This window comes from Desulfovibrio sp. JC022, from assembly GCF_010470665.1.
Taxonomy (GTDB): Bacteria; Desulfobacterota; Desulfovibrionia; order Desulfovibrionales; family Desulfovibrionaceae; genus Maridesulfovibrio.
Genome location: NZ_VOPZ01000002.1, coordinates 69,339 through 90,946 on the forward strand (window position 1 = coordinate 69,339; position 21,608 = coordinate 90,946).

Here is a 21,608-nt window from a genome sequence, read left to right on the forward strand (position 1 = left end):
ATAATATTTGCTACTTATTTCCCGCGCTCATTATAAGCTTTTGCCAGCCCGCCTTCGGCTGTTTCACGGTAAAGACTGGGCAGGTCATGCCCGGTTTTCTTCATAACTTCCACAACCTCATCAAAGGGGATGCGGTGCGAGCCGTCGGAAAGGATGGACATCTGAGCTCGGGCGAGTGCACGGGTAGAAGCGCAGGCATTGCGCTCAATGCAGGGAATCTGCACCAGTCCGTCCACGGGATCACAGGTCAGACCCAAGTGATGCTCAAGCCCCATTTCCGCTGCGTATTCAATCTGGCGCAAAGTGCCGCCCATAAGCTGGGTGGCGGCAGCCGATGCCATAGCGCAAGCCGAACCGACTTCACCCTGACACCCGACCTCAGCACCTGAAATAGAAGCATTTGTCTTAATTACATCTCCGAAAAGCCCAGCTGTAGCAAGTGCGCGGAGAATATCATTTTCCTTGATGTGTTCCTGAGTATCTTTGAGATAACGTAAAGTAGCCGGAACTATGCCGCATGATCCGCAGGTAGGAGCTGTTACGATTTCCCCGCCACCGGCATTTTCTTCAGAAACTGCAAGGGCGTAAGCAGTGGTCATTCCGGTAAGCTGCATATCAGGACCGGCATGCTTGGTACGACGATAATATGACTTAGCCTGCCTGCGCAGACCGATGGAACCGGGAAGAACCCCTTCCGCCTCCAGACCACGTTCAAGAGAAGCTTCCATTACTTCCCAGATACCTCGCAGAAAATCCCAGATTTCAGGACCTTCACACTGTTCAACGTATTCCCAGTAAGTAATTCCCTTGTCTTCACAATGGGCCATGATATCAGCAATGGAACTTAATCCGTAAACAGGGTCAGCATTTGATGCAGCAGCACCCTCTTCACGAATGGCACCACCGCCGACACTGTAAACTTTCCAGACATCCACAACAGCACCGGAATCATCCAAAGATTCAAACTGCATTCCATTGGGATGCTCAGGCATTTTCTCTTCGGCTTTCCAGATCAACTCTGTTTTATCATCACCCAGAACACTGAGTATAGCCCAATCGGTAAGGTGCCCCTTGCCTGTGGCGGCAAGACTCTCAAAAAGTGTTACCCTGAACCGGGGTGCATCAGAATGCTTTTCCAAAAACCTTTCCGCAGCCATACGCGGTCCCATTGTATGACTGGAAGAAGGCCCCACTCCAATACGGTACAACTCTCTTAAAGACTCCATATCTCCTGCCGCCTTGTAAAAAATTTATTAATCATCCCCAGAAACACGCATTGTGTTTTGTCTTAATCAGAAACGCTTATATTACGAATTAATCAAAATATACAACCAAAAAATACTGATTACGTGATCAGTGTGAACCAAAATAAAACTAAATGAATATAATTCATATATTTTCCGTAATCATTTTCAATCAAAAAACATTAAGTAACATGGACAGAGACAAAAGAAAAAGCCTCCGGCTGTGAAGCAGAAGGCTTTTAAAGATGCATTTGGAAGTAGTATTTTATTAGACCAACCCTTCAGGCAGGTTTTCCACAAACCTCCTGATCTCATCACGAACCCTGCGAAAACAGTCCATCTGCTCTTCATTAGAGCCGCCCTGCTCTGCAATTTCCTTGGCCATTTTCGGCGGGTCATCAAAGCCCACGTGGACAACTTTGCTGCCACCCGGAAAAAACGGGCAGGTCTCATGGGCATGATCACAAACTGTAACAACTATATCGATGGGAACATCCCTGAGCTCATCAATATGTGTAGATTTATGACCTGAAATATCAACCCCGTCTTCAGCCATGACCTTTACTGCGGACGGATTAAGTCCATGTGTTTCAATACCTGCGGAATAAACATTAATAAGATCACTTTTCAAATGTCTGGTCCACCCCTCTGCCATCTGACTACGACATGAATTGCCTGTACACAAAAACAAAATATTCAGCTTATTTGTCATTTTTCACCTGTTTGGATACTTTGCCAAAGAGGAAAACTAAATAAAAGACCATTTTGTTTGAGTCAAGCATTCAAACAAACCGTAACACAATTGGAACAAAAAAAAGCTACTCGACCATACGAGCCTGTTTTTTAATATATTGAGGAAGCCTGATCTTCCACCTATCAAGCTCCGACTGACTGAAAACAAATTCCCCTTGAGCGGGCATAATAGGCTTAATAGAGTTGACAGGAATCCCATCAAGAATGCTCATTACCATTTTCGCAGCAGCAAATCCCTGCTCTTCCCCGCTTAAAACCATTCCACCAACAGCCTTCCCCTTCCCCACACTCATTTCCCAAAAAGCGAAAACAGGAACAGGGGACTTCTTCGAAGTCCACCCAAGAACTTCTTCACTATCAACATGGAGGCCTTTATCAAAAACACGGTGATACAGACCAATAACTATTGCTTTGTAACCATCTTCTGAAGCCCTCTTTACCACACTCTTCCATGTATCAAACACCGACAACAACTTAATGTCTGTTTCAACACCACTTATGACGATACTCTCTCTATCACGAAACACAGAAGCCTTAAAAGCCTGAGTAGTAGTACTCTTATCAAGCAGTATTAATACCTTCCCATTTTGCAAAGAAAGCAATTCCTTCAAATATTTTACTGTCCTTTTATAAAGAGGACGCTCAAGAACGCCAGTAAGATTCTTGCCCAATGGGGCATAATTACGGGGGTTATTATTGATTCCAACATAAACAACTGGGGTTTCAGTCTTTAAAAACCGCCCGGACAACAACATCAGCGCATTATCATCCGACACAACTACAACATCCGGCTTCACCTTCAAATAATACTGCCAGGCCTTGTCGGCCTGCTCAGTATAGTACTCAGCCTTTAAGCGTTTAGTGTCCATTTGAAAATTAAACAACTCAACCTTATCCTGAAAAACAGACTTAAGCCCTTTTGTTATTTCCTTATCCCAGGCATACCCAGCATGATAACTCTCAATAAAGAGCACTTTGGGTTTTGCCTGAGCTGTAGCAACGCAAGAAAGCAATATGAAAATTACAAGCACACAAATCTTCTTCAGCATAAATATCCCTACAAAACCCAACCCATAGTTAAAATCAGTTAACCACCCAGACGGTACATCCCACAGCAGATTGAACAATCTTGGTGGAAACAGAACCGAACAGAAATTCTTCAGCCTTACTAACCCCGCGTCTGCCGATAATGATAGTACCGTAACCGCCCTCTTCCCGAATACGCAGAATATCCATACCGATGCTGCGTCCTGTGGAGCAGATATCCGTTTCATGAAACGGAGACTTACAGCTGGCAAAATACTCAGTTTGAATCTCTTCAGGATTTACTCCCACTGCTATCAGATTTTTCTCAGCTTCAACAAGCTTTGCTCTTATTGCCTGCTCATTTTCGCCGCACTGCTTTTCCCATGCCTCATCGTCAGGGAAGATATCTTTATCAGGCAATCGTTCCACATAAAGAAGAACAATCTCGGCACCGGAACAATTTCGGGCAATATTACCCACGTATTCCACAGCCTTGAATGAATTTTCAGAACCGTCAAAGGCAACCAGCATTTTCATGGATTTCATCTCGATCTCCCTCCTGCTGTTTTAAGCAGCACGAAATTGATTACAAGCCACGTATTTCCTTCAAGCTGTTATTCATATCCAGCATCAATTCATCCACACTCTCATAAAAGACAGAGCTGGAGGATGAAAAGTGCATGAGTATATTATTCAAAGAAGACGGGATATAATCATAAATCTTACGCAGATTTACAACCCGGTTACCAATTACTACCGAATAATCTCCCGGATTTATTCCCGAAAGCATGGATGGATCAATTCCATAATCATTCATGGTCTGAGGAGTAAAATTGGCTTTCCCGGCAAGATAAATCAGGATACTCCCTAATCCGAAAACATCAAGACCAAAGGGATTTTCATAAAGTTCAAAAGCATAATCAAAGTCAATCCACCTGTAATTTCCGGTTTCATACTCAACCCAGAGATGATCCCTGCGGATATCACCATGCTTTTCATCATTATCGTGCAGAAACTTGATCGCCTCACAAGCTCCGATATACTTCTCAAGAATATCGGGAAAATGTTCATGAAAATAAGTGCGATGATCAACATCGATATTATGGACCCAGACATCAAGGCGCTTGCCGCGAATAATATCAAGCACCCGCACATTGTTCCCGGCGGAATCGTTGACAGAATAGCCCTGCATGAAACGCATATCGCCCCGAACCAGATCAAGTATACGGGCCTCTTTACGCGGACTCCTGAAACATTCGATCTTGAACGGACCGATATTCATAGGAAATTTTTCATAAAAAACGAGCTTCAGAATATGATGCCGGCTGTTCTCCAGCCGCTTGCACCTTTTAACCCAATACTTCGGATCATCAAGGCCGAATCTGCGCTCCATTTCATTCTTGGAAACGAAAAAATGTTCATCCCCAAGCTTAATAACATCACTGAAATCAATATTCATGAATTCAGTGGTGTCGGTATACAAATCCCCGAAACGGGAACCGCTATAATCAGGCAGATGCGTCTTTATCAGGTCCCGGACTTCCTTGCTCATATCCACTCCCGCGATTCAAGCTGTTCAGCAAATCCACTTCTGTCCTTACTTAATGTATAGCACACCACCATCAAGAGTAAAAGAAAAACAGAAAAACGCATGGTTGCGATTATCAAAACCTGTCGGGAATATATTACCTGCAACCCCTTGCCTGTTCGCCGATTGTATCTTAAATTCAAGGATTGAAACTAACACTTTAACCAACGCATTCTCAACAGAGGATTTCTTGAACCAAAAACATTATTCATTGGATGAACTTGGCTGGAAGGACTGTTTTAAAGACCAGCTCGACAAGGACAACGAAGAAATGGTCCCCGCACGGGTTACCATGACTCACAAGGGCCATCTGGTTGTTTCCACCGGTCAGTCCGAACTTCTGCTGAAAATTGCCGGGAAAGGCATAGGCAGCTTAAATGAACAACCCACCGTAGGTGACTGGCTGCTCATGGATAGTGAGACCATGGTGCCGATGAAGGTTCTTGAACGAACCAGTCTGCTCCAACGCATGGCTCCCGGTCAGGAAGTTAAGCTGCAACCCATAGCCGCCAATATAGATACACTTTTCATTGTTTCCTCCTGCAACAGCGAATTCAACCTGAACCGCATTGAGCGTTACATCAGCCTTGCTCTAGAGGCCGGGGTGAATTTCGTGCTGGTGCTGACCAAGGAAGACCTCACTGAGGAAGCCCAGAAATATCGCAAAGAGGCTGAGCATCTTTTTGACGACATGCCTATAGTGACCATCAACGGTAAAGACCCGCAGAGCGTCGAATCCCTGCAAAAATGGTTCAAGCCCGGCGAAACAGTAGCCCTGCTCGGTTCGTCCGGGGTCGGTAAGACTACCCTGCTAAACACCATCAACGGCACTGAAAAAGAAAAGACCGGAGCCATTCGCTCAGTTGACGATAAAGGCCGCCACACCACAACCACGCGCTCCCTGCATGTAATGCCTACCGGGGCATTGCTCATTGATGTTCCGGGCATTCGCGAATTGCAGCTTCATGACTGCCATGCCGGAATCAACCGGGCTTTCAGCGAAATAGTGGAAGCAGAAGAGATGTGCCGTTTTTCAGATTGCAGCCACGACCGGGAACCGGGCTGCGGAGTCCGTGAAGCCCTTGAAAATAAGGATATTACCCGACGCAGACTTGAAAATTACCTGAAACTGAAAGAAGAAGCTGAAAAGAACACCGAAGAAATAGCTGAACGGGCTAAACGAATGGCCGGAAAAAAGAAAAAAAGATACTCGCGCAAATGGAAGCAATAATAAAAAAGAGGCAGTCTGACAGATTGCCTCTTTTATTCGAAAAACAAACAATTACTTCTCAACAATAGCGCACAAAGCATCCCCGGCATCAGTAAAATTAAATTTGAAGCCGGCAGAAATAAGTCTCTCCGGCAACACAAACTGCCCGCTGAGCAATATTTCTTCCGCCATTTGGCCCATGACCAATTTAAGCACAAAGGCAGGGACACGCAGCCGGACTTTTTTACCTAGCACGCTGCCGAGGGAATCCGCAAAATGATTAAAAGTCAGAGGATGAATGGAGCTTAAATTATAAACGCCATGGCACTTCTCCTTCTCAATCAAAAAAATTATGGCCCGGACCTCATCCGCAATATGGACCCATGAAACGCCCTGATGACCATGTCCAAGATAGCTGCCCAGTCCTGACTTGAAAGGGCCGATCATTTTTGCCAGCGCACCGCCATTACCCAGAACCATTGCAGTACGAGCTATTACCCGGCGCACACCGTGCTCTTCAACCGAGACGGTACTGGCTTCCCATTTTTCAACAACATCGGAAAGAAACAGATCACCCTTGGGTGAATTTTCATTGACCGGCTCAGGACCGCAGGAACCGTAATAGCCGATAGCTGAACCTTGAATAACCACCTGCGGTTTGACTTTCGCCTTGGTCACAGCCTCACTGACCGCCCTGCCTGCATCCACCCTGCTGGCAAGGATGGACTGCTTTTTTGCCGCAGTCCAACGCCCGGAGGCAATATTATCCCCGGCAAGATTGACGATGGCGTCCGCTCCGTCCGCATACTCCAGCCAACCGGAAGAACTTTTACCATCCCAGACAACATTACGGACCCCGGAAATTTCAGAAGGACGGCTGGACCGGGTCAGACATATGACCTGATATCCTTTTGAAACCAATCCACGACTCAAGCTCTTCCCGATAAATCCGGTTCCGCCGGTAATCACGACTCGCATGGTTCCTCCTTGCCAAGATCAACATTTTATTTCTTCTATGGGTAATTGAATTATGAAACGGGTCCATTCTCCGGGCATGGAATCTACTTTCATAGTTCCGCCATGATGCTCAGCGACAATAAAATACGAAACAGAAAGTCCCAGCCCGGTCCCTTTGCCTACTTCCTTTGTAGTGTAAAAGGGTTCAAAAATTCTATTACTTACACTATCATCCATACCGGGACCGTTGTCTTCAATTTCCACCCTGACCAAATCTCCGGATCGTCTGACCCTTAAAATCATACGCGGCCCCTCACCTTCATACTCCTTGCCTTGTATGGCTTCAGCCCCGTTTCTGATCAGATTCAAAAAGACCTGTTGAATTTCATTACTCTCACACCACACATCGGGAATATCATTCTCAAATTCACGGACTATTTCTATCTGTTTGAAATCATATTTTTCTTTCAGGCTGTAACTGCTTGAAACCAAGTCAACCGTTATATCCAGAAGTGCCGGTAAGCTATGACATCCCTTGACCTTATCGCTCTTACGGCTGAAGCTCAGCATATTGGATACTATTTTGGCTGAACGGACTCCGGCTTCAAATATACTTTCAACTTTATGCGAAACACCCCGCTTTTCCATATAATTATGGATCGTTTCTATGGTCGTTCCGCACTCCTGCGCAACTAGGTCGTTCTTTTTCAGCCCCTTGGAAGTCTGCCGGGTAATATTTTGGACATTACCTAAAATGATCGCCAGCGGATTATTAATTTCATGAGCCATTCCGGCTGCAAGTCCGCCAACAGAGAGCATTTTCTCATTTTGCATCACCATCTGCTCAAAATTCATGCGGTCGGTAATATCATCAATCCTTATAACCGCTCCCTCTACGCCGGGTTCATTCAAAGGATAAATAGTCACATTCTCATAACGAACACGTTTGCCCACATACCTGCGGACCTGTAGATCGACCACCTTCACACCTGTCTTTAAAGCAATACGGACCCGCTCCAATTCACCTGACAAGCTGGGTACAATCTCAACCAACGCCTTTTCAAGAACATCATCCCTTTGAAGACCGTAAACTTTTTCCGCCTCAAGATTCCACTGGTTGATCCGACACTCCTTATCCACCCCGACAATAACAGAAGGCATTGAATTAATTATACTTGACAGGTAAAGTTGAACTTCCTGTAAATTCTTCTCAATCCGAAGTCTTTCCTGAAGTTCCGTGCGCAACAATTCAGTCTTCTTCCTGACCTTATGGCGCAACAGACCGACCCAAAGCATAGACAGCACAAGAAAGATCAAGAGAGGAGTCAGGACCAAAAAACCATAATGGATAATCTTATCATAAAGACTTTCGCGCTCGTAAACTCCGAACCATTTTTCATAAATTTCATCATATTTCCCGGACCTTTTAATAAGGTTCAGCCCTTCATTCAATCGGCCCAGCAATTCAGCATCGCCCTTGCGCACAGCAAAACAATATTTGCCGAACGCAAAATCAGCCCCTGCAGTATCCAGATTATCAATATTTTGCTCATCAGCACGAAAAAGATTCTGCATCTTCCCCAGCAATGCCGCATCGTGCTTGCCGGACGACAAGAGCTTCAAAGCAAGCCCCTGATCCGCAACAGGAACAATTGTCGCGTTCGGGTAATGCTCCAAAGCATACTCGTGCATTATGTCGCTGCGCTGGACCAGAATTTCCTTATCATGCAAATCTTCAAGTCTTTTAATATAAGAGCCTGAGCGCACAAAGATGGTATGAGAAATAATGTTATGAGGAATTGAAAAATCGAAGAATTCAGTTCTGGCCGGGGTAAAATACATTCCGATAACAACGTCGCTGGCCCCTTTTTCAAGGTTCTCAACAACCTCACTCCAAGGACGGAGGTTTATACCGATATCCAGTCCGAGAACTTCCCCGACCGCCCGGATTATATCTACATTAAACCCCGTGGGCACACCATCTTCCAAGTATTCATACGGAGGATAGTTGTTGTCTCCTTCCGCAAGAATACTTTCAGCATTGGCAACCTGTCCAAACAAAAGGAACACTGCCAGATACAACAGCGACAAGAAAAAAGTTCTCACCCCAGCACCCTTTCCTGCAATCAAAGTAACTCTCCCAGACTAGATGCGCTCTTTTCTATGAAATCATTATCTATCATTCTTTTCTTTTATAATAGACCATTCATGCCTGCAATTGTCCAGACTTACCGTTACTAAACTCAATAAAACAAAACCCCGGACAGCCAAAGCCGTCCGGGGTAAAAAAATAAATAGAAGTAAAATTTATGCAGGCTTAAGGGCCCTGCTTATAAAATTCAAAATTTCTTTATAAAGACTGGGAGGACTGTAAGGAGTAAGAAGATTAGTCCTTACCGCACCGACAAGGTTACAGAGCACAACTGAAGCAGTCTCTGAGACAGGCAACTGGGGAATAGAACCGTCGCGGACACCGCGGGCGACACAGTTTTCAAGCAAGACAGGTATCTGAACAAACTTATGGACCATTGCGTCCCTGTCTTCCCCGGTTTTCAGATCACTGTAAGGAGAACACCTGATCAGCACCAGAAAATCCTCTTCAGGGTCAACGGAGAACTCAAGATAACGGCGGGCAAACCTATATACGGCATCATAACCGTTCTCAGCCTGGACAACCTCATCCTGCAAAGCCTGAGTCAGACGTTCAGCAACGTCAAAACCGGCCGCGCGAAAGAGCTTTTCCTTATTCCCATAGTGATGGGAAAGCAATCCCACTGCAACACCGGCACGGTCGGCAATTTTTTTAAATGTAGTGCCGCTATATCCTAACTCACCGAAGAGCTCTTTAGCCGCTTTTAGTACAGTATCCTTTTTGGTCATTATAAAGTCTCGTTATTTCAATTTGTTGAAATTTATCGACACAGAAAAATCTTTACACGTAAAATCAAGCAAAGGTCAACTCTGAAAGTGATCACACCTCTAACAGCATATACTGCAAACATTGAATCCCTATTCTCCAAAAAAAGACTCACTTACCTTTGCCGTAAAGAACAAAAGCCCCTCCGGTGGGGGAGGGGCCTATGCTTTAAGGAATGGAAACGGAAGGTGTTTTACTAAGCTGATCTATAAAAACCTGATATCCGGAACATGTCCGCACATCATTTGCTTTCATCTTGATCAATGCCGATGTCCATCAGACTCGGGGAGAGATGCGGGCTTCTCCCCGTGTTGTGTCAAAGTAACTCTTGCAAATTGCTGCTGCGGTTGAATCGTCATCCAACGTTATCAGGCAAAGTTTTCAAACTTTCTTCCGAAAACCCCTACAGTCGCCGGAAGCAGGAAACATACTAAACCTGAAGGCTACATAAGCCCCTTGCAGACATCTACCCTGAACTCTTTTTCAGAGCGACATCAACTGGAAACAGTATCTACGTTCAGTCTTAACTCCTGTCAACACTTTTCTCACACTTTTTGATCAGCGAATCACTTTTTATCCCAACATCTTGTTTTTATAGTACAAAAAGACAAACATAAATCATAAATCAATTCCACACGCTCTCCTGAGCAGACACATATCCGCCTCTAAATCCAACTGATCAAGCATTCAATAATACTAAAATCGACAGTTTAGGCAACAGACCGGATATACGCTGTTGCAGCAAACCGCCTCTTAAAGTAATATCTCTCAAACATACCCATAAGGAGAGCAGACATGATATTTAACAAAATCCTGATTCCGGTTGACGACTCCAAACACTCCGAAAGTGCGGTCAGCTATGGGGCATCCCTTGCGGAAATGTCCGGCGGCAAACTCATCATTCTCCACTGCCACCGCCCTGTACCCACAGGTCTGGGAGAACCCAACTTCCAGAAAGCAATAGATGATGCAACCCGCGAATCATACGCGATTCTTGAAAGCAAGACCGCCATGCTGAAAGACAAAAGCGTTGATTACGAAGAAAAAATAATCGGCGGTTCCACGGCAAAGTCAGTGAAGACTGTTGCCGAAACTGAAGGCTGCGACCTGATCATAATGGGCTCCAAAGGCAAGTCCGATCTTGAAGGCCTTGTTGTCGGCAGCGTAACCCATAAAGTACTGCATATTGCCGAATGCCCGGTGCTGGTCATCAAATAGCCGCCATGAAGATTTAGCGAGATTACAATCTATAATTAAAATGAGATTGTAATTAAACTTGTTTTCAATTAAGTATTTCAAAAATTATTAGTGGAATTTTAATTAATATTCCCAGCAGACGGAGAGTTTAATGCGGCTTTTGACACGATCAGACTTTGACGGCCTTGCCTGTGCGGTACTGCTCAAAGAAATCGGAATCATGGACAACTGGATGTTTGTCCATCCCAAGGATGTTCAGGACGGACGCTATCCCGGCGACCCAAACGATATTGTTGCCAACGTTCCTTATATAGAAGGTTGCGGCTACTGGTTTGACCACCACTCCAGCGAAGATGAACGCCTCGACATGAAGCTGGACTATAAAGGCATGTCCAAACCGGCAAAAAGTGCGGCCCGTGTTATCTGGGAATATTTCGGCGGTCATGAAAAATTCGGCGATAAATTCGATGAAATGCTTCACTATGTAGACAAAGTGGACAGCGGCGACATTACTGCCGAGGAAGTTGCAAACCCCAAGGGTTGGATTTTACTTGGTTTCATCATGGACCCCCGAACCGGACTCGGCAGATACAGACATTTTAATGTCAGTAACTACCAACTCATGGAACATCTCATTGATTACTGCCGTGAGTTGCCCATCAGTGAAATCCTCAAGCTACCCGACGTAAAAGAACGTGTGGATCTCTATTTCGAAAGAGATAAGCAATTCCGTGAAATGCTGGAAAAACGGACTGAGATGTTCAGCAATGTAGCCATCCTTGATCTTCGCGAACAGGATGAGATTTATCCCGGAAACAGGTTCACCCTCTACTCCATGTACCCGGAATGCAACATCAGCATCCAGATAATCTGGGGTAAGATGAAACAGAACACAGTTTTCTCTGTGGGACACAGCATTCTCAACCGCACCAGTAAAGTGGATGTCGGTAGCGTAATGCTCAAATTCGGAGGCGGCGGACACAAGCAGGTCGGAACCTGTCAGGTCCCTCACGATGAGGCGGACGCTGCCCTCGGTCAAATGGTCGCAATGTTTATGGATAAAAAATAATTACCCGAACCTGAATGTTTTTGCATTCAGGTTCTTTTTTATGCATATTGTTTATCTAAGATTGACAGCAGTCGTCGAAAGTCAATATAGAATAAACATGAAATATCTTTGCGCAGAAACATTTTCCCCAAAAACAACGACTAAACTCGAACTTCCCATACTTTTATCTGAAGTTATAGCAGGCTTCCCCTCCCCGGCTGACGATTACATTGATAAGAAGATGGACCTCAATGAGCAGCTGATCAGCAATCCGGCAGCAACTTTTCTTGTCCGGGCCTACGGAGACTCCATGCTTGATGCCAACATCAATCAGGGGGACATACTTGTTGTGGACCGCTCGCAAGACGCTCATCACAACTCCATCATTATCGCCATATTCAACGGGGAACTTACCGTGAAAAGACTGATACAAAGGGAAGGAAAACTTTTCCTCGCCCCGGAAAACCCGGACTATCCCATACTGGAAATAACCGAAGACATATCCTTTGAAGTCTGGGGAGTGGTGACCTATATAATTCACAAGGCAATATAGTGCGAATTTTTACGCTGGTGGACTGCAACAACTTTTACGTTTCCTGTGAAAGACTTTTCCGACCGGAACTCAGATGCCGCCCGGTAGTGGTACTTTCCAACAATGACGGCTGCGTTATCGCAAGATCACAGGAAGCCAAGGCCATTGGTGTTCCCATGGCTGCCCCGGCCTTCAAATACAAGAACTTTTTCCAGCAAAACAATGTGGAGGTTTTCTCATCCAATTACGCCCTTTACGGCGACCTTTCCCAGCGGGTCACCTCAGCCCTTGCCTCTATTACCCCGGACCTTGAAGTTTACTCCATTGATGAATCCTTCCTTGAATTCCCGCCCTGCATGCTCCGCGAGCTACCCAGCATCGGACAGGAGATCAGAGACAGAATTCTCAAGTGGACAGGAATTCCGGTCTCGGTTGGGTTCGGTCCCACCAAAACCCTAGCAAAAATAGCCAGCAGATTTGCTAAAAAACATCCACAGACTAAAGGGATATTCAGCCTCTGCGCCAGAAAAGACATGGATAGGCTGCTGGGTAAAGTCCCGGTCACCGGTGTCTGGGGAATCGGCAGAAGACACGGCAAAAGGCTGATCTCCCGTGGCGTGAACACTGCCCGTGACTTCAAGGATCTGCCTAATTTGTGGATCAAAAAAAGCATGTCCATAACCGGGTTGCACACGGCACTTGAATTGCGCGGCACGCCCTGCTTTGAACTGGACAATTCCCCGCAACCCAAAAAAACTGTATCCTCATCCCGCTCTTTCGGACGCCCGGTTTCATCTCTGCCGGAACTGGAGGAGTCCGTCGCCGCCTATGTGGCACGGGCCGGAGAAAAACTGCGCGACCAAAATTCTCTTGCCGGAGGAGTCATGGTCTACCTGACCACCAACCGACACAACAATCTGCCGCAATACTCCAATTCCGCCACCCGCATGCTCTCCGTTGCCACGGACTACACACCGGAACTGATCCGCACCGGGCTGCAATGTATCCGTTCCATATACAAGGAAGGATTCAAATACAAAAAAACCGGAATTGTCCTGCTGGATATCTGTGGAAAATATAACCGCCAAACCAACTTGTTGGAATTGGAGCGAAAGAACGAATCAGCCAAAAAAGAAAAACTCATGGACCTGCTGGATTCAGCCAATACCCGCTTTGGCAGACGCACCCTGAGCTATGCTTCAGAAGGACTTGAACAGCCGTGGAAAATGAACAGAAATTATAAATCTCCAGCCTACACCACCTGCTGGGATGAACTGCCTGAGATTGGATAACTGCCTGAAAAGATAAGCCCTGTCGGCATTTTCAATAAATCGCGCTTGCCGTAAAATGTCGTTAAAACTAAAATGGGCCCCCGATCCTGCTTGCCCATTCGAAAAGTTTAGGGCATTAGACGAGGTGAAAGTAAAACTCAAAAGCCCTTGTCGGGGAAAACAGGATTACTGTCTATAAAACTATGAATAAAACATTTACAAGCATCAGGACAAAGGCAACGTTGATCGGCCTGCCCCTGATAATTGCAGCCCTTTTAACCGGCTGCGGCACCAAGAATGAAGCCTCCGGTCTTCATCAGACGGGAACTGTCGCCTTCATGCTCAATCAGGACAAGGCAGCCTCTGTCTATTTTGAAAAGGCAATCGACTGCAACCCGGAGTACGGTCCCAGCTACATCATGCTTGGCGACTGCTACCTTCGGGAAGGCAAGTACGAAGAAGCTGTTGAAATCATCAACAAAGGCCTTAACCTTGAACTGGAGCAGGGCCACATCAGGCTGGCTCACAGAAAACTGGCCCGGGCCTACAAAGAACTCGATAATTCTGAAAAAGCTCTTGAACACATAACCATCTACACGCGTATGTCCGTCTGGCAGGACAAGTTCACCCCGCAAAAAATTTCCGAAACAGAAATGTTTGTGGCTAAGCTGGATCTTCCGGATGATAAGAAAAACCTTGCGGTAGACAAAATCGTGGAAGAATCCGCAAAAGCCAAAGCCGGACCTAAATCCACTGAATCTCAAGAAGATGAAACCGACATCCTTAACATGATCAGCTTCGGCCTCATTTAATCTTTTTTTGCGCAAGCACACTTAATCCCGCATTTTAATCAATAAAATGCGGGATTTTCTTTTTTCCACCCCTGAAAGAACCCCTTATTCAAAATTTGACGAAATACGCGTGTTTGTTTTATCAGGGCAAACTGTAATGAATTCTGGCGGAGTTCATACCCAAAAAAAACGGAACGTCCTCAAAGGTCAACTTTTAACAAAACCACAAGCCTAACCTCTTCAACTGGTTATAATTTTGCCCCTAAAACGTCATCAGGGCCAATTATACCTACGTAAGTGTTAGTTATATTTAACTTGACAGAAGCCTTATTTGGCTTAAAACGGTTGCGTATTTTTTTGAAAAAAACAGGTCCACCAAACATAATATATTGAATTAACCAGAAAGACTCAGGAGAGTCATTTTGAATCCCAAAACAGATAAAGTACTTATTGCTAACCGAGGCGAGATCGCCGTGCGCATCATGCAGGCATGTAAAGATCTCGGACTCAGTTTCGTCAGTGTATACACGGCTGAGGACAAAGATTCCGGACACGTAACCATTGCCAGAGAACTTGGCGGTGAAGCTGCGGTCTACAAAATCAGATCCTACAACGATGCCGGAGACATCCTCTCCGTTGCGGATGAGACCATGTGTACCGCTGTGCATCCGGGTTACGGATTCTTCTCCGAAAACTTTCGTTTCGCCCGCAGGGTAACCGAAAGGGATCGTCCTATGACTTTCATCGGGCCTTCCTGGTGGGTAATCCGCGATCTCGGCGACAAGATCAACACCAAACGTCTGGCAAGAAAACTCGGCGTACCGACCATTCCCGGTTCCGACAGAGCCATTTACGATGAACTGGAAGCGGAAGAAATCGCATCCAACCTGTTCGAATTCCAAAAAGAACAGGGAGTGCGTAACCCCGTTGTCCTCGTAAAAGCATCTGCCGGCGGTGGTGGTATGGGTATTGACGAAGTTTACTCCATCGAGGAATTCCGTCAGGTTTACCGTCAGATCAGAAACTACTCCCTGCGTACCTTCAACGACGAAGGCGTACTCATTGAGCAGCGTATCTTCAACTTCAACCACCTTGAAGTTCAGATCGTTTCCGAACGCTCCGGCAAACAACATGTCCATTTCGGCACCAGAAACTGCTCTGTGCAGAGTCCCGGCCGCCAGAAAAGGATTGAAGTTGCCCCCGGCTTCTGCCCAGAAAGCATCGCCTATTCCTTTGATGCCAAAAAAGTACTCGATGACATCGTCGAGCACTCCCTGAGCATGGCCCGCGAAATCAATTACGACAACGTGGGAACATGGGAATGGATCGTAACACCTAAAGGCGCGCCCTTCCTCATGGAAGTCAACACCCGCATTCAGGTTGAAAACGGTGTTTCCGCCGCCATTTCACGCATCAAGGGCAACCCGGACGTAAACCTGATCAAAGAACAGATCAGGCTCGCTCTCGGCGATGACATGGGCTACACTCAGGATGACATCACCTTTGAAGGTGTGGGAATCGAATACAGAATCATTGCAGAAGACACTGACGACAAATTCGCACCGTGGGCAGGCAAAATTGAAAATCTCCATTGGGATGAGCATGGATGGCTCAAGATGCACACCCACATCCCCAAAGACCTGCCCTACCAGATTCCCACAGAATTTGACCCCAACCTGGCTCTGGCCATTATCTGGGGCAAGGACCTTGAGGAATCCAAGAAACGCGGACTCGAATTCCTTGATGAATTCGTTCTGGAAGGCAAGGACAGAAAGGAAGTTTCCCTGAAGTCCAACCTCAAGTTTCTGGCCAAAAAATCAACAAACATACTGGAATTCTAATAATACATTATGGATATAGAAAAAAAACTGGATGGGTTGGTCAAGCGGGTCCAGTATGCGCGTGATATTCTCGGTGATGCCGAGGACAGACGCCTTACTGCCTTCGCAGGCAAGCTTGATGCCTTCCTTGAAACCAGCATAAATAAGACTCAGGAAGAACTGTGGGATAAGCTCAATACTTACGACGAGAGCCTCGCAGTACTGGAAAAAGACCTCGATAAAACCCTGTCCGCCATGGACAAGGTTCGTATCGTCCGTCATTCCGAAAGAATCTGCCTCGAAGACATCCTTGAAAACGTCTACGACAACTACACTGTTGTAGGTGGTAAGGATGACATGAGCATTGACCCCGGCATGGTTATCGCCAGGGCCTACATCACCCGCCGCGTGGGCAAAAAAGTCCACAACCAGCCGGTAATGGTCGTAGGTCAGGAAAAAGGCCATGGTCAGGAATTCCGTAACGGCGGCTGCATTAAGCCGTGGGGTAATGCCAACGCCCTGCGCTACATGAAAGTTGCCGCACGCGAAAATATCCCCATCCACACCTACGTTTTCACCCCCGGTTCCTATCCGGTGGAAGATTACCCCGGTGCGGCCCAGCAGATCGCGGAAAACATCTACGAAATGTGCGGCCTTGATGTTCCTGTCATTTCCGTTATTTCCGAAGGTGGGTCCGGCGGCGCAGAAGCCATCGCCATGGCTGATAAACGCCTCATGCTTTCCCACGGTTACTATTCCGTTATCTCTCCCGAAGGTGCAGCCGCAATTGAAGGCCGTATCCGCGGTGGAGAACGCGCTCCAGCAGAACTGATCGAAACCTGCGCCAAATCCCAGTGCATCACTGCGGATGACAACCTGCGTTTCGGTTACATTGACGGTGTCATCCGTGAGCCTGCTCTCGGTGCACGTCCAGAACATTTTGATTTCTACAAGATGGTTCGCGCTGAAGTAATCCGGGCTACCGATGAAGTTGTACTGAGCGTAAAAGGCTTACGCCTGTTCAGTAAAGCGGCCATCAAAAACCGCAATAAAAAAGATCTTACTGACGAATCCGTATTCGTCCGCTGGCAGATCAGCCCCAATGCCAAGGACAGGCTGCTCTGGAAGCGTTATAAAAAATACCGCCGCATGGCACAGGATGCTTTCGACGACAAGCGTTCTTTCCTTGAAAAGCTCAACTCCGCAAAAGTTGACGCCATGGCCGCTGCGTATTCCACCGTACGCTACGACATGATCAGGAAGTACCAGTCCAAGATTCAGGCCCTTGCTGATGAAGCAAAGGACGAAATGCATGTTGTTACCAACAAATTCGACAAGCTTAAACACATGCTCCTCGGCAAGATGGGCGCAAGTACCAAAAGCGTTTCCGAGGTTGAAGCGGCTTTGACCAAGCTTTCCGAAGATTCAGAACCGGATCTTCCGCCATCTGATTATCGCCATTATGTCAGCCCGCGCGCCAGCGAAGATAAGGAAATCACCTGTCCCAACGCTGAGAAGAACGGCTGTCTCGAAATCTGGTCCCGTGACCTTTTCGATGAATTCGCCGGAGTATGCCCCACTTGCGGACACCATTTTCCCATGGAATACCGCTGGTACATGGCCAACCTCTTCGACTGGGGAACAGTTCGCGAATTCAACAAATCCATATGCTCTGCCAACCCCACCGGTTTTCCCAACTTTCAGGAAAGACTGGATGGTGCCAAGGCCAAGACCGGGCTGCAATCCGGTTGCATCACCTATGAAGGTGCCATTAAGCACACCAAGGTGACCTGTGCGACTCTCGTAGCCCCATTCCGTGGCGGTTCCGTAGGTGCGGCAGAAGGTGAGAAATTCATCCGCGCCCTTGAGCTGGCCGGCAAGAAACGTTACCCCTTCCTCGCATACGTGCACGGTACTGCCGGAATCCGTATTCAGGAAGGCACCAACGGCCTGATCCAGATGCCGCGTGTAACCATGGCTGTACGCCGTTACATCGAGTCCGGCGGACTCTACATCGTCCTGTACGATACCAACTCCTACGCCGGACCGGTAGCAAGTTTCCTCGGCTGCTCACCCTATCAGTACGCAGTACGTTCCTCCCGTATCGGATTTGCCGGTCCGGGTGTTATCAAAGAAACCACCGGCATGGAAATTCCGCCGGACTACCATTCCGCATACAACGCACTCTCCAGAGGTCATATTCAAGACATCTGGGATCGCCGCGACATCCGCCGCAACCTGCATCAGGCTTTCCTGACCGTAGGTGGCCGCAACCTCTATTACAGATAAAACACCACACACCCCTCATATACAGAACGCCCTCTGCTCCTTTTTGGAACAGGGGGCGTTCTAGTTTTGAAAAGCAGATTTGATGCGCTTCGCGCTTTTTGATGAAAAGACTTCGCCTCCGGCGGCCATAGAAACTTTTAATAGGGCTTCGCCGGTATAATTTATTAACCCGTGTAGCTGTCATTGTTCCTGATAGTAGTGTATAAATAAGGCAGGAGTGAACCCTTTAAGCAGGAGGCAGCAAATGAAACAGGTAATAAAATTATTCTTTCTGGTATTCGTGGCAGCCCTGCTACTACCTCCGGTTTCCTCCGCCCAAAATATGGCCGACGGTCTTCAGTGCCCTTCTGACTGGCATAGATCCAAAAGAATGCCGCAGCGATGGGATGTCAACGACCTTCTCAAACAATGCACTCCGCAGACGAATGACGCTCTAATTCAATTATACGCAGAAAGGGCCTCAAGTTCACTGGTTGCAACACTTGATAAATGGACACAAAGATTAAGACGTCAGGGCTTACCGTACCAACGCCTGCTGAACGAACAACCGGGACACGTTTCCGGTTACCCTGCAATACTTAGATTTTTTTCAGGCTATGACCGTGATGGGAAATGGTATGACTCTTACCTCGTAGCTTCAAGCTACAGAGGAACAACCTATATTTTCATTGGCTACGCAATGAAAGGACATGACCGGGTCAGAATCCAAATGAGAAATGCCATGAACGCATGGCATTATCCCGGTGTGTCAGGACCTACGAATTCAGGTTATTCAAGCAACAATAACCAGCAGAGCCTGCCGAACCAAGGCCCGGTCATCAGTCAGAATACGAACCCTAATGCCAACGTGAACATCAACCCGACAATCAACGTAAACAGACCGGGCTGCACACGTCAGACCAGTTCCAGCTCCACCAACACGAACACAATCAACGACTCGGGAAACTCGTTTTCAAACAGTCAGGACACGGAATATTCCAACTCAGGAAACACATATCAAAACAGACAGGACACCAAACCTGACAGCAACAATAATCCCGACAACTCGAATAATAACGATAACAACCAGAAGCCCGACCGTCCCACGGACAACAAATATCTTGATTATATGCTGAAATAAACGTCACCTCCCTTTAACAAACACAAAGAAGCCCCCTGTTCCTTATGGGACAGGGGGTGTTTTAGTTGATATGTATGGACTGGCTGAACTATTTCCGGTTTTTCTCAATCTTTTTCAAGGCGTAATCTATAACCCTAACCGAACCTTTATCCCCTTCCTGCACGCAGACAGCACGGGCCTTCAACAAACACTTTTCAGACCGGTCATATTTATTCTGCTTGAAATATATCATTCCAAGGGCTGAATTATTTGATGCAACCATATGATGATCCTCAAGCTCTTCCATTAAAGCCCGAGACTCTAAATACAGCGGTTCTGCTTTCTGTATTTTATCTTGACCAAGGTACAAGCCTGCCAAATGAAAAGAAGCCATTCCCTGAACCCAGTTCAGTTTATGCTTACGGCTCAAATTACGAGCCTTCATAAAGGAATCTTCTGCCTTAGCAATATTTCCGAGTAATTTTTCATGGCGCCCAATGACAATAAACCCTGTAGCTTCTTCGAATTCTCCTGTTTCACGCTTTCTTTCCTTTATGCCTTGCTGCATAAGATCCAACCCACCGGAGACATCACCGACGACAAAAGAAGCTACGCCCAGCAAAGAATAAAGAGCCTCCACTTCACTATCTGCACCAACATCTTTATAAATCTTTAAAGCGGCAAGCCAGTCATCCATAGCTTTGATTACATTGCCTTGGTCAAACTTAATGAAACCTATTTCCTTATATACTTTTGCTACATGCTCACGCATTTTCAGGGACGCGTAAATCTTTTGCGCTTTGCCGTAGCTGGCGATGGCCTGATCATTTTTGACCTGCCCTTTATAAAAATCGGCATAAAGCAGATAGCTCATAGCAAGCCCAAGTTTGTATCCCGAATCTTGATAACCGGATACCGCCTTACGGATATATCCTTCGGAAAGCAGCCATTTTTGCTGATCCACATAGATCCTGCCCAACTTCAAATTCATGGCCGCAACATCTTTCTTCCAACCGAATTTTTCATATTCCGCCAACGCCCTGCCATAATAAATTTCAGCGCAATAACTATCTTTAAGCTGTTCGCAAATCATGCCCAACTGGAATAGACCTATCGCCACACGATGATCATTACCTGCGGCTTTACTCTTTTCCACGGACTTCAGGAAATATTTTTTTGCCAGCTTTGCCTTACCACGCATACGGTAACTATAAGCCATCTCACTGGAAACTATAGCCTGAACGGAATCATCCCCTGCTTTTTGGGCCTGATACATGGCTTTGCGCAAGATAACATCTGCATTGGAATACTTGCACATGCGATTCAGATAAATTCCCAGATTCATCATGGCCTGGTAATTTCCGGGTTCATGACCGCTGGCCCGGTAGAGTATATTCACCCCTGAAACTGGATCATAAAACATTTTTAACTGCCCGCAATGACGCAATAGAATTGCCGCCCCCTGCGGGTCACTTATCACATCACGCACATATTTTTCCTTAAACCAATTTGCGGCAGGTCGGACATCGCCCTTGTCCATGGCAGCAAGAGCTGCGACGGCTTTCTCATCACCTTTATTTTGATCCAGAAAAAGATAAGACTGTATAAGACCATCTTTAAGTGGAGGATAAGATTCCCGATCCTTGAAAAGCGTGCGATGCTTTCTAACTCTCTTTAAAGCACTCACAAAAGCCTTCTCAGCCTGCTTATTCAAACGGACACCTTCTTTTACAACATCCCCGCTATCGGCAACCGGCTTGTCCGCTGCCTTACAGGAAATACAAATGAAACAAAGCAATATCCCACAAAACAGCAGAGGGCATTTTTCTTTCAACACATCAAAACTATTAGACATTCCCAACTCCT

The 21,608-nt window shown here is 46.5% G+C and carries 18 protein-coding genes; 9 read left to right on the top strand and 9 right to left on the bottom strand.

From position 1 onward, the window contains the following. Window positions 1-14 precede the first annotated feature (14 nt). From FMS18_RS03290 to FMS18_RS03310, 5 genes are all read right to left on the bottom strand, one after another. Window positions 15-1,226, bottom strand: coding sequence for an L-serine ammonia-lyase (locus FMS18_RS03290; protein ID WP_163292327.1), 1,212 nt, complete (start codon window positions 1,224-1,226; stop codon window positions 15-17). Window positions 1,227-1,512: 286 nt separating this feature from the next. Next, a complete protein-coding gene (locus FMS18_RS03295) occupies window positions 1,513-1,956 on the bottom strand; it encodes an arsenate reductase ArsC (protein ID WP_163292328.1) in 444 nt (147 codons plus the stop codon). Between the two features lie 106 nt (window positions 1,957-2,062). After that, on the bottom strand, window positions 2,063-3,046 hold the full coding sequence (locus FMS18_RS03300) for an ABC transporter substrate-binding protein (protein ID WP_163292329.1): 984 nt from the start codon (window positions 3,044-3,046) through the stop codon (window positions 2,063-2,065). A 34-nt stretch (window positions 3,047-3,080) separates the two neighbouring features. Further along, the gene (locus FMS18_RS03305) at window positions 3,081-3,569 is read right to left on the bottom strand and encodes a universal stress protein (protein ID WP_163292330.1); all 489 of its coding nucleotides are present in this window, start codon (window positions 3,567-3,569) and stop codon (window positions 3,081-3,083) included. A gap of 40 nt (window positions 3,570-3,609) precedes the next feature. Further along, the gene (locus FMS18_RS03310; protein WP_163292331.1) at window positions 3,610-4,575 is read right to left on the bottom strand and encodes a serine/threonine protein kinase; all 966 of its coding nucleotides are present in this window, start codon (window positions 4,573-4,575) and stop codon (window positions 3,610-3,612) included. 226 nt (window positions 4,576-4,801) lie between these two features. Between FMS18_RS03310 and rsgA the strand changes: the two genes are divergently transcribed. Further along, window positions 4,802-5,842, top strand: coding sequence for a ribosome small subunit-dependent GTPase A (gene rsgA, locus FMS18_RS03315; RefSeq protein WP_163292332.1), 1,041 nt, complete (start codon window positions 4,802-4,804; stop codon window positions 5,840-5,842). A gap of 51 nt (window positions 5,843-5,893) precedes the next feature. Here rsgA and FMS18_RS03320 read toward each other — a convergent pair whose 3' ends face one another. The 3 genes from FMS18_RS03320 to FMS18_RS03330 all read right to left on the bottom strand — a co-directional run bounded on the left by FMS18_RS03320 (window position 5,894) and on the right by FMS18_RS03330 (window position 9,658). Continuing rightward, on the bottom strand, window positions 5,894-6,799 hold the full coding sequence (locus FMS18_RS03320; protein ID WP_163292333.1) for a TIGR01777 family oxidoreductase: 906 nt from the start codon (window positions 6,797-6,799) through the stop codon (window positions 5,894-5,896). Between the two features lie 18 nt (window positions 6,800-6,817). Then, on the bottom strand, window positions 6,818-8,908 hold the full coding sequence (locus FMS18_RS03325; RefSeq protein WP_239060933.1) for a transporter substrate-binding domain-containing protein: 2,091 nt from the start codon (window positions 8,906-8,908) through the stop codon (window positions 6,818-6,820). 177 nt (window positions 8,909-9,085) lie between these two features. Next, the gene (locus tag FMS18_RS03330) at window positions 9,086-9,658 is read right to left on the bottom strand and encodes a TetR/AcrR family transcriptional regulator (RefSeq protein ID WP_163292334.1); all 573 of its coding nucleotides are present in this window, start codon (window positions 9,656-9,658) and stop codon (window positions 9,086-9,088) included. A gap of 832 nt (window positions 9,659-10,490) precedes the next feature. Here FMS18_RS03330 and FMS18_RS03335 point away from each other — a divergent pair. The 8 genes from FMS18_RS03335 (at window position 10,491) to FMS18_RS03370 (ending at window position 19,763) form a co-directional block, all read left to right on the top strand. Continuing rightward, the gene (locus tag FMS18_RS03335; RefSeq protein ID WP_163292335.1) at window positions 10,491-10,913 is read left to right on the top strand and encodes a universal stress protein; all 423 of its coding nucleotides are present in this window, start codon (window positions 10,491-10,493) and stop codon (window positions 10,911-10,913) included. A gap of 130 nt (window positions 10,914-11,043) precedes the next feature. After that, window positions 11,044-11,961, top strand: coding sequence for an exopolyphosphatase (locus FMS18_RS03340; protein ID WP_163292336.1), 918 nt, complete (start codon window positions 11,044-11,046; stop codon window positions 11,959-11,961). 97 nt (window positions 11,962-12,058) lie between these two features. After that, on the top strand, window positions 12,059-12,493 hold the full coding sequence (locus FMS18_RS03345; protein WP_163292337.1) for a LexA family transcriptional regulator: 435 nt from the start codon (window positions 12,059-12,061) through the stop codon (window positions 12,491-12,493). After that, window positions 12,493-13,764 carry a Y-family DNA polymerase gene (locus tag FMS18_RS03350; protein ID WP_163292338.1) on the top strand — a complete coding sequence of 424 codons (1,272 nt, stop codon included), beginning with the start codon at window positions 12,493-12,495 and terminating at the stop codon, window positions 13,762-13,764. The genes FMS18_RS03345 and FMS18_RS03350 overlap by 1 nt, the downstream gene beginning before the upstream one ends. A 182-nt stretch (window positions 13,765-13,946) precedes the next feature. After that, complete coding sequence (locus tag FMS18_RS03355) at window positions 13,947-14,555, top strand: lipopolysaccharide assembly protein LapB (RefSeq protein ID WP_163292339.1); 609 nt, start codon at window positions 13,947-13,949, stop codon at window positions 14,553-14,555. Window positions 14,556-14,956: 401 nt separating this feature from the next. Further along, window positions 14,957-16,375, top strand: a complete 1,419-nt coding sequence (locus tag FMS18_RS03360; protein ID WP_163292340.1) for a biotin carboxylase N-terminal domain-containing protein — start codon at window positions 14,957-14,959, stop codon at window positions 16,373-16,375. 9 nt (window positions 16,376-16,384) lie between these two features. Continuing rightward, window positions 16,385-18,643, top strand: coding sequence for a carboxyl transferase domain-containing protein (locus FMS18_RS03365; RefSeq protein WP_163292341.1), 2,259 nt, complete (start codon window positions 16,385-16,387; stop codon window positions 18,641-18,643). Window positions 18,644-18,887: 244 nt separating this feature from the next. Beyond that, a complete protein-coding gene (locus tag FMS18_RS03370) occupies window positions 18,888-19,763 on the top strand; it encodes a hypothetical protein (protein ID WP_163292342.1) in 876 nt (291 codons plus the stop codon). An 88-nt stretch (window positions 19,764-19,851) separates the two neighbouring features. Here FMS18_RS03370 and FMS18_RS03375 read toward each other — a convergent pair whose 3' ends face one another. Then, window positions 19,852-21,597 (bottom strand): tetratricopeptide repeat protein, encoded by a 1,746-nt coding sequence (locus tag FMS18_RS03375; RefSeq protein ID WP_163292343.1) that lies wholly within the window; start codon window positions 21,595-21,597, stop codon window positions 19,852-19,854. Window positions 21,598-21,608 lie beyond the last annotated feature (11 nt).

What these genes read in the sequence shown, in the direction of transcription:
- FMS18_RS03290 (WP_163292327.1), bottom strand. Translation starts at nt 1,226, where the DNA reads ATGGAGTCTTTAAGAGAGTTGTACCGTATTGGAGTGGGGCCTTCTTCC.
- FMS18_RS03295 (WP_163292328.1), bottom strand. Translation starts at nt 1,956, where the DNA reads ATGACAAATAAGCTGAATATTTTGTTTTTGTGTACAGGCAATTCATGT.
- FMS18_RS03300 (WP_163292329.1), bottom strand. Translation starts at nt 3,046, where the DNA reads ATGCTGAAGAAGATTTGTGTGCTTGTAATTTTCATATTGCTTTCTTGC.
- FMS18_RS03305 (WP_163292330.1), bottom strand. Translation starts at nt 3,569, where the DNA reads ATGAAATCCATGAAAATGCTGGTTGCCTTTGACGGTTCTGAAAATTCA.
- FMS18_RS03310 (WP_163292331.1), bottom strand. Translation starts at nt 4,575, where the DNA reads ATGAGCAAGGAAGTCCGGGACCTGATAAAGACGCATCTGCCTGATTAT.
- FMS18_RS03320 (WP_163292333.1), bottom strand. Translation starts at nt 6,799, where the DNA reads ATGCGAGTCGTGATTACCGGCGGAACCGGATTTATCGGGAAGAGCTTG.
- FMS18_RS03330 (WP_163292334.1), bottom strand. Translation starts at nt 9,658, where the DNA reads ATGACCAAAAAGGATACTGTACTAAAAGCGGCTAAAGAGCTCTTCGGT.
- FMS18_RS03335 (WP_163292335.1), top strand. Translation starts at nt 10,491, where the DNA reads ATGATATTTAACAAAATCCTGATTCCGGTTGACGACTCCAAACACTCC.
- FMS18_RS03340 (WP_163292336.1), top strand. Translation starts at nt 11,044, where the DNA reads ATGCGGCTTTTGACACGATCAGACTTTGACGGCCTTGCCTGTGCGGTA.
- FMS18_RS03345 (WP_163292337.1), top strand. Translation starts at nt 12,059, where the DNA reads ATGAAATATCTTTGCGCAGAAACATTTTCCCCAAAAACAACGACTAAA.
- FMS18_RS03355 (WP_163292339.1), top strand. Translation starts at nt 13,947, where the DNA reads ATGAATAAAACATTTACAAGCATCAGGACAAAGGCAACGTTGATCGGC.
- FMS18_RS03365 (WP_163292341.1), top strand. Translation starts at nt 16,385, where the DNA reads ATGGATATAGAAAAAAAACTGGATGGGTTGGTCAAGCGGGTCCAGTAT.
- FMS18_RS03370 (WP_163292342.1), top strand. Translation starts at nt 18,888, where the DNA reads ATGAAACAGGTAATAAAATTATTCTTTCTGGTATTCGTGGCAGCCCTG.
- FMS18_RS03375 (WP_163292343.1), bottom strand. Translation starts at nt 21,597, where the DNA reads ATGTCTAATAGTTTTGATGTGTTGAAAGAAAAATGCCCTCTGCTGTTT.